The organism is Streptomyces pactum (assembly GCF_002005225.1).
GTDB lineage: Bacteria > Actinomycetota > Actinomycetes > Streptomycetales > Streptomycetaceae > Streptomyces > Streptomyces pactum_A.
On sequence record NZ_CP019724.1, the window covers coordinates 1,315,837 to 1,328,645 of the forward strand.

The window sequence follows — 12,809 nt, forward strand, 5'->3', positions numbered from 1 at the left end:
CACGGGGCTGTTCACTGGGAGGTCCGGGAGGGGTCCGGGAGCCGGGGCAGGCCCCAGTCGCGGGCCACGGACTCGCTGTCGGCGCCCGGCCGGGCGGGTCCGGTGCGGACGGCGGTGGGGGTCGCGGAGAAGCGGGGCGCCGGGGCCGGCTGGGTGATGCCGCCGTGGTCGGTGAAGGTGGAGCGGGCGGCGAGGTGCGGGTGGTGCGGGGCCTCGCGGAGCGTCAGGACGGGGGCGACGCAGGCGTCGGAGTCCGCGAAGACGGCCGTCCACTCGTCCCGGGTGCGGGACCTGAACCGGGTGGCGATGGCCTCGCGCAGCTCGGTCCAGCGGGCCGTGTCGTCGCGGGCCGGCGCCTGGTCGGGGATGCCGAGGAGGTCCGTGAACTCGTCGTAGAACCGCTGCTCCAGGGCGCCGACCGCCATGTAGCGGCCGTCGGCGGTCTCGTAGGTGCCGTAGAAGGGGCAGCCGCCGTCGAGGAGGTTGGCGCCGCGCCGGTCCTGCCAGCCGCCCGCGGCGAGCATGCCGTGGATCATCGAGGAGAGGTGGGCGGTGCCGTCCACGATGGCGGCGTCGACGACCTGTCCGGTGCCGCTCGCGCGCGCGTGGTGCAGGGCGGCGAGGACACCGACGACCAGGTAGAGGGAGCCGCCCGCGTAGTCGCCGACGAGGTTGGCCGGGACGGCCGGTGGCGTGCCGGGGCCGCCGATCATGCCGAGGGTGCCGGTGAGCGCGATGTACCCGATGTCGTGGCCGGCGCGCTGGGCGAGCGGGCCCTCCTGGCCCCAGCCGGTCATGCGGCCGTAGACGAGGCGCGGGTTGCGGGCGTGGCAGTGTCCGGGGCCGACGCCGAGCCGTTCGGCGACGCCGGGGCGGTAGCCCTCGATCAGCACGTCGGCGCGTTCGGCGAGGTCGAGGACCCGGGCCGGGCCGTCGGGTGACTTCAGGTCGACGATCACGGAGCGCTTGTTGCGGTTGGTGACGTCGTGGGCGGGGTCGATCGCGAGGCCGGGGCCGCCGGGGCGGTCGACGCGGACGACGTCGGCGCCCAGGTCGGCCAGGAGCATCGCGGCGAAGGGCCCGGGGCCGATGCCGGCCAGCTCGACCACGCGCACGCCGGCGAGTGGGCCCTCGGGCGGCGTCCGCCCCGCCGTCTTCGCTTCCGACATCGAGCCCCCAGCTCTGTGACACAAGTGATGTAACACCAGTGATGCTAGAAACGTGTTCCACTGGGCACAAGACCCGGGCGAGCAAGCGCTTAGCCAATTATGGGGCAGGCTTCCCTCCGGACTCGCAGTCCTCACGCTAGCCTCGGCCACCGGCAACGGCGCGTACTGCGGGCCCAGGGGTTGCCGCCGGGTGATGAAGGGGTGTCATGGGCATGCTGAACAGGACCGACCGGCCGTACGACATCGTGCTCTTCGGAGCGACGGGGTTCGTCGGCGAGCTCACCGCGGAGTACCTCGCCGCGCACGCGCCGGACGGGCTGCGCTGGGCGATCGCCGGCCGCAGCGAGGAGAAGCTGCGGCGGCTGCGCGAGCGGCTGCCGGGCGCGGCGGACGTCGGCGTACTGCGCGCGGACGTGTCCGATCCGGCCTCGCTGCGCGAACTGGCCGGGCACGCGCGCGTGGTGGCCACGACGGTGGGCCCGTACGTCCGGTACGGCGACGCGCTGGTCGCCGCCTGCGCGGAGACCGGCTCGGACTATCTCGACCTCACCGGTGAGCCCGAGTTCGTGGACCTGACGTACGTCCGTCATGACGCACGCGCGCGGGAGACCGGCGCGCGGCTGGTGCACGCCTGCGGCTTCGACTCCGTCCCGCACGACCTCGGCGTGTACTTCACCGTGCGGCAACTGCCGGAGGGCGTGCCGCTGGCCGTGGACGGTTTCGTGACCGCCGACGCCACCTTCTCGGGCGGCACGTTCGCCTCCGCGCTGGGCCAGTTCGCGCGCGGCCGGCAGATGCGGGACGCCGCGCGGGAACGCCGGCGGCACGAGCCCCGGCTGGTGGACCGCCGGGCGGTGACGCCGACCGGCGCGCCGCGGTTCGCCGGGGAGGTGGGGGCCTGGGCGCTGCCGCTGCCGACGATCGACGCGCAGGTCGTGCGGCGCTCCGCGAAGGCCCTGGACCGCTACGGCCCCGACTTCCGTTACCGCCACTACGCGGCCGTGCGGCGCCTGCCCGTCGCGTTGGGCGGGGTGGCGGCCGTGGGCGCGCTGGTGGCGGCGGCCCAGGTGCCGCCCGCGCGGCGCTGGCTGTCCGGCCGGCTCGAGCCGGGCGAGGGGCCGAGTCCCGAGAAGCGGGCGAGGAGCTGGTTCTCGGTCCGCTTCGTGGGCGAGGGCGGCGGCCGGAAGGTGTTCACCGAGGTCTCGGGCGGCGACCCCGGGTACGACGAGACGGCGAAGATGTTCGCCGAGGCGGCGCTGTCCCTCGCCCTCGACGACCTGCCGCCGGTGGCCGGGCAGGTCACGACGGCCGTGGCGATGGGCGACGCGCTCACCGGGCGGCTGCGGGCGGCGGGCATCGGCTTCCGGGTGGCCGCGACACGCTGACGGCCTGCCGAGGTCCGCCCCGGTGCCTGCCGAGGCCCGCCCCGGTGCCTGCCGCGGAGCCCGGGGCAGGACGTGTCCGAGGGACTCCCCGGGGCCGGCCGTTCGAGGTTTCGCCGGGGGCCTGCCCGGTCGACCGGCCCTACCCCGACCACCCGGCGATCGTGTAGAGCATTCCGCCGATCCAGGCCAGTCCCGCCCCGACGGCGAGCACCAGGCCCGCGACCACCGTCCGCTCGACGGGCCGGCCGGGGTGGTGGGCGGACTGCTCGGGTGCGCGGTGCGTCGTCATGCGCCCCAGCCTGTCGGGCCGAAGGGTGGGGCGCATCCGTACGGATACTCAGGCGGTCGCTGAGCACCGGCGGGCGCCACGCACGCCTGCTGTCGACCCGCATTTGAGACTTTCCCCGGCGTCCGGCCGCCGTGAGCGTCACTCGCGCACGGCAAAGTCCCAAGAAGGACTTCAATGAAATCCTTGAAGGCATGAAGTTCCTTCTCGAAGTCACCATGGACGAGGGCGCGCTCGCCGAGGACCCCACGGGCGAGTTGCAGCGGATCCTGAGGTACTGGGGCGGCAACCTGAAGCACTACGCGATGCGGCCCGGTGACGGATCGGTGGTCTACGACTCGGCGTACCGGGAGGTGGGCCGCTGGAGCGTCGAGGGCCGGGCCGACTAGGTGGTGGCCGCCCGCAGGGCCGCACGGCACAGGGCGTCCGCCCTGCGGGTGGTCTCCGGCAGACGGTAGGCGGGCGTCAGCGCCAGCGTGTGCGCGCAGGCGTTGTCGAGGCTCACCCGATGGCCGACGGAGACGAAGACCGGCTTGACGCCGTCGCGGGTGCGGAGGGCGCGCCCGACCTCCTCGGCGCCGGCGAGCAGCGGGGACGTGCTGCCCCGCGGCGCGTCCGGGTCGTCGTAGGTGAAGGTGAACGGGTTCTTGGCCACGCCGATCGTGGGCAGGCCGGTCAGTACGCCGAGGTGGCCGGCGAGGCCGAAGCGGCGCGGGTGGGCCAGGCCGTAGCCGTCGCAGACGACCAGGCCGGGCGCGCAGGGCAGCGCGTCCAGGGCGGCGAGGACGGTCGGGATCTCGCGGAAGGCGAGCAGGCCGGGCACGTAGGGAAAGGAGATCCGCCCGACGGCCGTGGCCTCGGCGACGACGGCGAGGGTCGCGGCGTCCAGGACGACGGCCGCCGCCGCGACGACGTCCCGTTCGTCGTCGTAGGCGACGTCCACCCCGGTCACGCGGCCCGTGCCCGGCGGCGGACCCGGCTCGTCGAGGACCACGCGCACCCGCAGTTCGTCCTGGACGGCGAGGGCCTGTTCCTCGGTCGCGGGCCAGTCTGCGGGGATCTGCACGGTCACGGGCGTCATGGTCCGGCAAGCCTAAGGGACACCGGAGTACGCTCGCGATCATGTTCGTACTGGAGCTGTCCCACACCGCCCCGCTGGAAGCCGTCGACGCGGTGCTGGAAGAGCACGTGGCGTGGCTCGACGAGCTGTACGAGCAGGGGGTCTTCCTGGCGTCCGGCCGCAAGGAACCCCGCGACGGCGGGGTGATCATCGCCGTCGCGGGGGACCGTGCCCGGATCGAGGAAGTCACCGCGGGCGACCCGTTCGTCAGGGCCGGTGTGTGCGCGTACCGCGTCACCGAGTTCGTCGCCACGAAGACGGCACCGGCGCTGGATCGGTACCGGGAGACCGCCGGCCGGTAGCCGCACGGCTCACTTGCCGAGCGCGCGCTTGAGGTCGCCCTTGTTCATGTTCGAACGGCCGCTGATGTCGCGGCGCTTGGCCTCCTGGTAGAGCTGGTCGTAGGTGGGGCCCTGGGGTCCCTGCCGGTTCCCGGACCGCTGGCCGCCCCGCTTGCTCGGCGACTTGTCCTGCGTGGACGTACGGCTGGCGGTCTTCGACTCGCCGGACCGGGCGCGCTCCTTGTTCACCGTCCGGGCGGCGATCTCCTCGGCGCGGCCGGTGCTCTCGCCACGGTCCTCGGCGCCGTCCTTGATGTGCTCGTACTGCCGCTCCCGTTTGGAGCTCGAACCGCGTGGCATGTCCGCTCACTTCCTCTCACGTTCAGCGAACGGATACCCACGTTACGGACGAACACCCGGCCCCGCTCGGCGTCAGCGCTCCAACCGGGCGACCCGTCCCTGCTCGCCGGCGGCCCAACAGGCCAGGTCCGGAGTGCAGTCCACGGTGTCGTAGGACCCGGTGTCGACGGTGCGCCAGGTGCGGCCGCCGTCCGTGGTGAGGTCCGTGCCGGTGGGCCCGACGGCGAGGGCGGCGGCGCGGCTGTGCGGGAGCCAGGCGACGCCGGAGCGGTAGGCGGGCGGGGAGCCGTCGGCGGACCGCCAGGTCCGGCCGCCGTCGGTGGTGCGCGCCGCCGACCGCGCGGAGGTCTGGCCGGGGCGGAAGTCGCCGCCGACCGCGAGGCCGTGGGCCCGGTCGCGGAAGGCGAGGGCGAAGACGCCCCGGGCCGGGTCGCCGCCCGGGACCGGGGCGTCGGTTGCCGTCCAGGTGAGTCCCCGGTCGGCGGAGTGCAGCACCCGTGCGCGCGCCGCGCCGCCGGTCGCCAGCCACACGTCCTTCGGCCCGGACGCGACCAGGCACTGGCCACTGGCCGCGAAGGCGGCCTCACCGTCCTGCGCGACCGGCATGCCCCCGCTCGGCAGCACCCTCCAGGAGCGCCCGCCGTCGCTGGTCGACAAAATGCGGAACTTCCCGTCCACCGGGTCGCTCACGGCGAGGCCGTGGCGGCGGTCGAAGAAGGTGAGGCAGTCGTAGAAGGCCCGGGCGTCGGTGTTGCGGAAGGACTCGGTCCAGGTCGCCCCGCCGTCGTCGGTGCGGTAGACCCGGGACGCCTCGCCTTCGCCGATGGCCAGGGCCACGGCCCGGCGGGCGTCGAACGCCTCGATGTCCCGGAACTGCAGCTCGCCGGTGCCCGGCGGGGAGACGTCGCGCCAGGTGTCGCCGCCGTCGGTGGTGCGCAGGACGGTGCCCCGGGTGCCGGCCACCCAGGCGGTGTGCCGGCTGACGGCGGCGAGCCCCCGGAACCGGACGTCGGACGCGACGCTGCCCCCGGTGTCCTTCATCTCCCAGTGCGGTCGCTGACGCGCCTGCGCGGGGGCGGCCGCCGTCAGCGCGGCCAGCGCCGCCGCGCACACCGCCCCGGCGATCACCGCGCGTCCCGCACGCCGGCCGTCGGTTCGGGCGGACCGTGCCGCCGTGCGTCGCATGCTCCCCAAGCTCCTCATGGCGGGCGAAGCTAGCCCACCTCCCCGGTGCCGTCCACAGGGCCGTGTGCGACGCGGACGTGCGGGCACGAGTGCCACAAGTGCCTTGCGGGGCCCGTGAGGAGAGTCGCGTCACTCCCGCGCATGAACGCGGTGACAGAGGTCACTCGGTCATCGTGTGCACGGATGGGCTGATTCCGTCGTCTCTTCCAGTGCCCGGCCCGCACCACCCCAGAGCCCGTCCAGCCGTCACGAGGGAGCAAGGCGTTGTCCACCGTCATCGAGCAGCCCGTCGAGGCGCGTCTCGTCGCCGCCGCGCCGCGTATGCCGAGCATTCCCGCCACGCTGCACTACGACCGCGGCGACCCGTTCGCCGTCCGCATGACCTTCCCGGCCCCGGCCACCCTCGAGGGGGTGGAGGTCTGCTGGACCTTCTCCCGCGAGCTGCTCATCGCCGGGATGCGGGAACCGGAGGGTCAGGGCGACGTGCGGGTGCGCCCGTACGGATACGACCGCACCGTCCTGGAGTTCCACGCGCCCGAGGGCACCGCCGTGATCCACGTCCGTTCGGGCGAGCTGCGCCGGTTCCTGCAGGCCACCGGCGACCTGGTACCCGTCGGTCTGGAGCATCTCCAACTGGACCTGGACCACGACCTGGCGGAGCTGATGCGCGGGACCTGCTGACGACGCGCCGACGCCCCCTCGCGGGCCACCGGTCGCGCTGCCCACGGTCGCCGGGCCGGCTCAGCCGTCCGCCGGCGCCACGGCCCGGGCCGTCTCCGCGCTCACCGCGCGCCACACCTCACCGACGACCTTCCGCAGCCCGGGTGCCGCCGCCCCACCGCGCTCGGTCAGTTCCGCGATCCGGTCCTCACGGCGCGCACCGGTCCCGGCGGGCTCGGAGGTACGGGGCCCGAGGGCGCGCAGTTCCGCGGCGGCCGCCAGCGCGGCCACGGCCGCGTCCCGCTGGGACACCTCTCCGGCCGGTACCGGGCCCTCAAGGACGTACCGCGTCTCCTCCCCGAGCGCCCGCGCCGCGGCGGCCCGCGCTAGGACGTACTCCACGGACGGGAAGACGCCGAGGACGCGCCTCTTCTCCGCGCGCAGGTATCCCTCGGCCACCAGTTGCTCCCGGACGGCGTCGAAGGTGACCCGCGCGTGCAGCCTCACCCAGGTCCGCCACCGGCGCGGCATCGACTCGCGGACGAGGTCCAGCAGCCCGTCCAGGACCGCGTCCCCGGTGCGGGAGTCCAGGTCGACGGGGGTGGCGATGCCCTCGTCGTCGGTGAGCAGACCGCGCTGGGCCAGTTCGGTGAGCGCGCCGGCCCGCACCAGGTGGTGGTGCCGGGCGGTGTCGGGGGTGCCGGGCCGCGCAGGGTCCCAGGCCAGCAGGCAGAGCCGGGCCGGCAGCGAGAGCGAGCCGTTGGGCACGGGGCCTCCTCGGGGCCGTGGGACCGGATTCACCGTAAGGCGTTGACACTCCGCCCGGTCCCTCGTACGGTGTATAGCGCTTCTGTTGCCGCCGATTGGAGAAGGACGTTGCTCGTCTGAGGTCCTGAGACACCGCGTCACACCTGTCAGGTGTGTACGCCGCGTGCGACCTCGGCGTTCGAGCCGTCCTTGCGGAACAGGGCTTTTTTCATGCCCGAACACTCCCAGGGACTCCTCCCTCCCTCGCCCGGCGGCGGTCGCCGCCCCCGGTGTCTCGATACGCGTTTGCCCCTGACCGCTTCAAGCAACCGCGGAGACCCCGTATGTCTGTTTCCATCACCTGTACCTCCCTCACCTTCGCCTGGCCCGACGGCACGTCCGTCTTCCGGGGACTCGACACCGCCTTCGGTCCCGGCAGGACCGGGCTCGTGGGCGTCAACGGGTCGGGCAAGTCCACCCTGCTGAAACTGATCGCCGGGCAGCTCGCCCCGGCCGACGGCACGGTCCGCGTGGCCGGCGAGGTCGGATACCTGCCGCAGAACGTCACGCTCGACACCGCGCTGCGGGTCGACGAGGCGCTCGGCATCGCCGCGCGGCGGGCCGCGCTGCACGCCATCGAGGCGGGCGACGTGGCCGAGGAGCACTTCGAGACCGTCGGCGACGACTGGGACGTCGAGGAGCGCGCCCTCGCCACCCTCGGCGAACTCGGTCTCGGCCACGTCGGTCTCGACCGCACGGTCGGCGAGCTCTCGGGCGGCGAGTCGGTGCTGCTGCGGCTGGCCGCGCTGCTGCTGCGCCGCCCCGGCGTCCTGCTCCTCGACGAGCCCACCAACAACCTGGACCTGTATGCCCGGGGGCGGCTGTACGCGGCCGTCGCCTCCTGGCCGGGGGTGCTGGTCGTGGTCAGTCACGACCGCGAGCTGCTCGACCTCGTCGACCAGATCGCCGATCTGCGCTCGGGTGGGATCACCTGGTACGGCGGGAACTTCTCGGCGTACGAGGAGGCCCTGGCCGTGGAGCAGGAGGCGGCCGAGCGGATGGTGCGCGTCGCCGAGTCCGATCTGCGCAGGCAGAAGCGCGAACTGGCCGACGCCCAGGTCAAGCTGGCCCGCCGCAAGCGGTACGGCCAGAAGATGTTCGAGCAGAAGCGCGAGCCCAAGATCGTCATGGGGGCACGCAAGCGCGCGGCACAGGAGTCCGCGGGCAAGCACCGCATCATGCACGAGGAGAAGCTCGCCGAGGCCAGGGAACGGCTCGACGACGCCGCGGAGGCCGTACGGGACGACGACGAGATCCGCGTCGACCTGCCGTACACGGCGGTGCCGCCGGGGCGTTCGGTGCTGACGCTGCGGGACCTGGAACTGGCCTACGGCGCGCGCGTGGAGCACGGCTTCGACCTGCACGGCCCCGAGCGGATCGCGCTGATCGGGCGCAACGGCGCGGGCAAGACCACGCTGCTGCGCACGATCGCCGGCGAGCTGGAGCCGGTGGCGGGCGAGGCGACGGCGCACGTCCCGCTGCGGTTCCTGCCGCAGCGCCTGGACGTCCTCGACGGCGAGCTCAGCGTCGCCGAGAACGTGGCCCGGTTCGCGCCGGGCGCCACCAACAACCGGATCCGCGCCCGACTGGCGCGCTTCCTGTTCCGGGGCGCCCGTGCCGACCAGAAGGCGGCGACCCTGTCCGGTGGCGAACGCTTCCGGGCGGCGCTGGCCGCGCTGATGCTGGCCGAGCCCGCGCCGCAACTGCTGATGCTGGACGAGCCGACGAACAACCTGGACATGGCGAGCGTCCGGCAGCTCACCACCGCGCTGGAATCGTACGAGGGGGCGCTGATCGTGGCCAGCCACGACCTGCCGTTCCTGGAGTCGCTCGGCATCACCCGCTGGCTGCTGCTGGAGGGGGGAGAACTGAAGGAAATCACGCCGGAAGCTGTCGGGTATTCCGCCTAGCGTCGCTCGCATGAGCGAGTTCATCAGCATCACCGGAGCCAGGGAGAACAACCTCCAAGACGTCAGCCTCCGTGTCCCGAAAGGCCGGTTGACCGTGTTCACCGGCGTTTCGGGATCGGGGAAGTCGTCGGTCGTGTTCGACACGATCGCGGTCGAGTCGCAGCGCCAGCTCAACGAGACGTTCACCTGGTTCGTGCGCAACCGGCTGCCCAAGTACGAGCGGCCGCACGCGGACGCCCTGGAGGACCTCTCCCCCGCGATCGTCGTCGACCAGCGTCCGGTCGGCGGCCACTCCCGGTCCACGGTCGGCACGATGACCGACATCCACGCGGTGCTGCGGGTGCTGTTCTCCCGGCACGGCACGCCCAGCGCCGGGGCGGCGACGGCGTACTCGTTCAACGACCCGTCGGGCATGTGCCCCGGCTGCGACGGACTGGGCCGCAAGGTGCAGCCCGACTGGGACCGCGTCCTCGACCCGGCCAGGTCGCTGGCCGACGGGGCGGTCCGCTTCCCGCCGTTCGCCGCGGGGACCTGGCAGGGGCAGGCCTACACCAACACCGACGAACTGGACCCGGCCAAGCCGGTCGGCGACTTCACGGACGCCGAGCGGGCGTTCCTGATGCGCGGGCGGCCCGGCAGCAAGGTCACCGTCAACGGCACGGGCGGCACCTGGACCACCGAGTACGAGGGGCTCGCCGACCGCTTCGAACGGCTGTACCTCAAGCGGGACCTGTCGGCGATGAGCGAACGGACCCGGGAGCTGGTACGGGGCTTCCTGGTCGAGGGCCGCTGCCCCGAGTGCGGCGGCGCCCGGCTGAACGCGGCGGCGCTCGCGACCCGGATCGACGGCCACTCCATCGCCGACTGCTCCGCGATGCAGATCACCGACCTGATCGCCGTACTGAAGCGGATCGACGACCCGGTGGCCCGGCCGGTGGCCGGTGCCGCGGTCACCGCGCTGGAGCGTGTCGAGGCGATCGGCCTCGGCTATCTCAGCCTCGACCGGGAGACCTCCACCCTGTCCGGCGGCGAGGGACAGCGGCTGAAGACCGTGCGGCACCTCGGCTCCAGCCTGACCGGGATGACGTACATCTTCGACGAACCCAGCGTCGGGCTGCACCCGCGCGACGTCGGACGCCTGGGCGACCTGCTGCTGCGGCTGCGCGACAAGGGCAACACCGTGCTGGTCGTCGAGCACGACCCGGACGTCATCGCGCTGGCGGACCACGTCGTCGACATGGGCCCGGGAGCCGGCGCGGGCGGCGGCCGGGTGGTGTTCGAGGGGACGCCGGGCGAGCTGGCCGCGGCGGACACGCTCACCGGACGGTTCCTCGGACGCCGGACGGCGGTGAAGGAGCACCCGCGGACCCCGACCGGCGAGCTGTGGGTGAAGGGCGCCGACCGGCACAACCTGCGGGACGTGACGGTGGCCTTCCCGACCGGGGTGCTGACCGCGGTCACCGGGGTCGCCGGCTCGGGCAAGAGCACGCTGGTCGCGGAGCTGATCGCCGCGCATCCGGACACGGTCGTCGTCGACCAGTCCTCGATCGGCGTCTCGGCGCGGTCGAATCCGGCGACGTACCTGGGGATCATGGACACGGTACGGAAGATCTTCGCGCGGGAGACGGGCGCCGAGCCGGGGCTCTTCAGCTTCAACTCGGCGGGCGCGTGCGGTGCGTGCGGGGGGCGCGGGATCATCCACACCGACCTCGCGTTCATGGACCCCGTGACGACGGCCTGCGTCGACTGCGAGGGCCGGCGCTTTCGCGAGGAGGTGCTGCGGCTGACGATCGACGGCACCTCCATCGCCGACGTGCTGGCGATGACCGCCGACCAGGCCCTGGAGTTCTTCGCCGACCCGGGTGTACGGCGGCGGCTGGGCGCCCTGCGCGACGTCGGCCTCACCTACCTCACGCTGGGGCAGCCGCTGTCCACGCTCTCCGGCGGCGAGCGCCAGCGCATCAAGCTGGCCACCCGGCTGCACCGCACCGGCGCCGTGTACGTCCTGGACGAGCCGACCACCGGACTGCACATGTCGGACGTCGAGGGGCTGCTCGCCCTGCTGGACCGACTGGTCGGCACCGGCAACACGGTCGTGGTCGTCGAGCACAACCTGGACGTGGTGGCGCACGCCGACTGGGTGATCGACCTGGGCCCGGACGGGGGCCGGGACGGCGGCCGGGTGGTCTTCGAGGGCACCCCGAGCGCACTGCTCACCGCCCGCGGTTCCAGCACGGCGGAGCATCTCAGGAGGGCCGCACGGCACTGACGGGGGTTCCGTCCGTACGGGGGCGCGCTGCATGATGGCGGCGAGCGCGCCGAAGCCGGCGGACCTGCTCGCCGGCCTCGGCCACTTGCCGGTGGTCGTCGACATCGGCGAGTCCGAGAAGCTGGGGGGGATCTGTGACGTGCCTCTCGGTCCGGCTGCGGGAACTGTACGGCTGAGCCGGCCCGAGCGTCACCCGTTCAGCCCTGGGACCTGCGGCTCTCGGGGCATCGCCACCCCGGTGGGCGGCGGCTGATCAGGGCGCTTTACAGTGCGTTTAACCTACGGTCTCGTAACCTACGGTTTCGTAGCCTACGATCCCGTAGGTTCCCCGGCACCGCTCGCCGGTCGCTTACCGCTCTGTCGTACGTCCCCTGGAGTTATTCGTGACGATCGTCTCCCCGCACCTCGGCAGTTCCGCCGAATGGACCGACGCCCGGCTGCTGTACGCGCTGGAAGAAGTGGTCGAGACCGAACTCAACCGTCATCTGCAGGTCGCCAAGGACTGGATGCCGCACGAGTACGTGCCGTGGACCGACGGCCGGAACTTCCCGGGAATCTTCGAGGACGGCGAGGCCTGGGAGAAGGAGCAGTCCAAGGTCACCGAGATCGGCCGGATCGCCCTGGTGGTGAACCTGCTGACGGAGGACAACCTCCCGAGCTACCACCACGAGATCGCGAGCCTCTTCGGCCGGGACGGCGCCTGGGGCACCTGGGTGCACCGCTGGACCGCGGAGGAGGGCCGGCACGGCATCGTGATGCGCGACTACCTGCTCGCCTCGCGCGCGGTCGACCCGGACAAGCTGGAGCAGTTCCGCATGGCCCACATGAGCGAGGGCTTCGAGTCGGACAACCGGCACTCGATGCTGCACTCGGTGGCCTACGTCGCCTTCCAGGAGCTGGCCACCCGCATCTCGCACCGCAACACGGGCCACCAGTCCGGCGACCCGGTCTGCGACCGCATGCTGGCCCGCATCGCCACCGACGAGAACCTGCACATGGTCTTCTACCGCAACCTGCTCAAGGCTGCCTTCGAACTCGCGCCCGACCTGACGATGCAGGCGGTGCGGGACGTGGTCGTGAACTTCCGGATGCCCGGCCACGGCATGCCCGGCTTCGAGCGGGCCGCCGCGCAGATGGCGATCGGCGAGGTCTACAACCTGCGCATCCACCACGACGACGTGATCCAGCCGGTGCTGCGCTTCCTGAAGGTCCTGGAGATCGACGGTCTCGGCCCCGAGGGACAGGCGGCCCAGGAGGAGCTGGGGCTGTACATGGGCGGGCTGGACGCGGAGGCCGCCAAGTTCGACGAGAAGCTGGCGGCGCGCAAGGCGCGGATGGCGGCCCGCGCCGCGGGCTGACCGCGTCCGGGTCCGGGGC

The 12,809-nt window shown here is 73.1% G+C and carries 13 protein-coding genes and 1 pseudogene; 8 read left to right on the top strand and 6 right to left on the bottom strand.

Going from position 1 to position 12,809, the window contains the following annotated elements:
- Nucleotides 1–11 precede the first annotated feature (11 nt).
- A complete protein-coding gene (locus tag B1H29_RS05615) occupies nt 12–1,169 on the bottom strand; it encodes a CaiB/BaiF CoA transferase family protein (protein ID WP_055419164.1) in 1,158 nt (385 codons plus the stop codon).
- 206 nt (nt 1,170–1,375) lie between these two features.
- Between B1H29_RS05615 and B1H29_RS05620 the strand changes: the two genes are divergently transcribed.
- A complete protein-coding gene (locus B1H29_RS05620; protein WP_055419165.1) occupies nt 1,376–2,554 on the top strand; it encodes a saccharopine dehydrogenase family protein in 1,179 nt (392 codons plus the stop codon).
- 139 nt (nt 2,555–2,693) lie between these two features.
- Here B1H29_RS05620 and mmpA read toward each other — a convergent pair whose 3' ends face one another.
- Nucleotides 2,694–2,843, bottom strand: coding sequence for a morphogenic membrane protein MmpA (gene mmpA, locus B1H29_RS05625; protein ID WP_079160049.1), 150 nt, complete (start codon nt 2,841–2,843; stop codon nt 2,694–2,696).
- 191 nt (nt 2,844–3,034) lie between these two features.
- Between mmpA and B1H29_RS05630 the strand changes: the two genes are divergently transcribed.
- Nucleotides 3,035–3,229: a hypothetical protein gene (locus B1H29_RS05630; protein ID WP_055419167.1), complete on the top strand. Its 195-nt coding sequence runs from the start codon at nt 3,035–3,037 to the stop codon at nt 3,227–3,229.
- On the opposite strand, the gene B1H29_RS05635 is transcribed toward B1H29_RS05630, so the two are convergent.
- Nucleotides 3,226–3,921, bottom strand: coding sequence for an endonuclease V (locus B1H29_RS05635; protein ID WP_055419168.1), 696 nt, complete (start codon nt 3,919–3,921; stop codon nt 3,226–3,228). The genes B1H29_RS05630 and B1H29_RS05635 overlap by 4 nt on opposite strands.
- Before the next feature lie 41 nt (nt 3,922–3,962).
- On the opposite strand from B1H29_RS05635, the gene B1H29_RS05640 reads away from it, so the two are divergent.
- On the top strand, nt 3,963–4,262 hold the full coding sequence (locus B1H29_RS05640; protein WP_055419169.1) for a YciI family protein: 300 nt from the start codon (nt 3,963–3,965) through the stop codon (nt 4,260–4,262).
- A 9-nt stretch (nt 4,263–4,271) separates the two neighbouring features.
- Here the strand turns inward: B1H29_RS05640 and B1H29_RS05645 are convergent, their stop codons facing one another.
- Nucleotides 4,272–4,601: a hypothetical protein gene (locus B1H29_RS05645; protein WP_055419170.1), complete on the bottom strand. Its 330-nt coding sequence runs from the start codon at nt 4,599–4,601 to the stop codon at nt 4,272–4,274.
- Between the two features lie 72 nt (nt 4,602–4,673).
- Nucleotides 4,674–5,786: a WD40/YVTN/BNR-like repeat-containing protein gene (locus B1H29_RS05650; RefSeq protein WP_055419171.1), complete on the bottom strand. Its 1,113-nt coding sequence runs from the start codon at nt 5,784–5,786 to the stop codon at nt 4,674–4,676.
- 264 nt (nt 5,787–6,050) lie between these two features.
- Here B1H29_RS05650 and B1H29_RS05655 point away from each other — a divergent pair, with 264 nt between their 5' ends.
- Nucleotides 6,051–6,467: an SsgA family sporulation/cell division regulator gene (locus B1H29_RS05655; RefSeq protein ID WP_055419172.1), complete on the top strand. Its 417-nt coding sequence runs from the start codon at nt 6,051–6,053 to the stop codon at nt 6,465–6,467.
- 60 nt (nt 6,468–6,527) lie between these two features.
- Here the strand turns inward: B1H29_RS05655 and B1H29_RS05660 are convergent, their stop codons facing one another.
- On the bottom strand, nt 6,528–7,214 hold the full coding sequence (locus B1H29_RS05660; protein WP_055419173.1) for a GOLPH3/VPS74 family protein: 687 nt from the start codon (nt 7,212–7,214) through the stop codon (nt 6,528–6,530).
- 323 nt (nt 7,215–7,537) lie between these two features.
- Between B1H29_RS05660 and B1H29_RS05665 the strand changes: the two genes are divergently transcribed.
- The 4 genes and pseudogenes from B1H29_RS05665 to B1H29_RS05680 all read left to right on the top strand — a co-directional run bounded on the left by B1H29_RS05665 (nt 7,538) and on the right by B1H29_RS05680 (nt 12,790).
- Nucleotides 7,538–9,163 (top strand): ABC-F family ATP-binding cassette domain-containing protein, encoded by a 1,626-nt coding sequence (locus B1H29_RS05665; protein WP_055419174.1) that lies wholly within the window; start codon nt 7,538–7,540, stop codon nt 9,161–9,163.
- Between the two features lie 10 nt (nt 9,164–9,173).
- Nucleotides 9,174–11,432, top strand: coding sequence for an ATP-binding cassette domain-containing protein (locus B1H29_RS05670; protein WP_055419175.1), 2,259 nt, complete (start codon nt 9,174–9,176; stop codon nt 11,430–11,432).
- Between the two features lie 19 nt (nt 11,433–11,451).
- Nucleotides 11,452–11,608 (top strand): annotated as a pseudogene (locus tag B1H29_RS05675) (N(G),N(G)-dimethylarginine dimethylaminohydrolase); the annotation flags it as partial.
- A 207-nt stretch (nt 11,609–11,815) separates the two neighbouring features.
- Nucleotides 11,816–12,790 (top strand): acyl-ACP desaturase, encoded by a 975-nt coding sequence (locus B1H29_RS05680; protein WP_055419177.1) that lies wholly within the window; start codon nt 11,816–11,818, stop codon nt 12,788–12,790.
- Nucleotides 12,791–12,809: the final 19 nt, after the last annotated feature.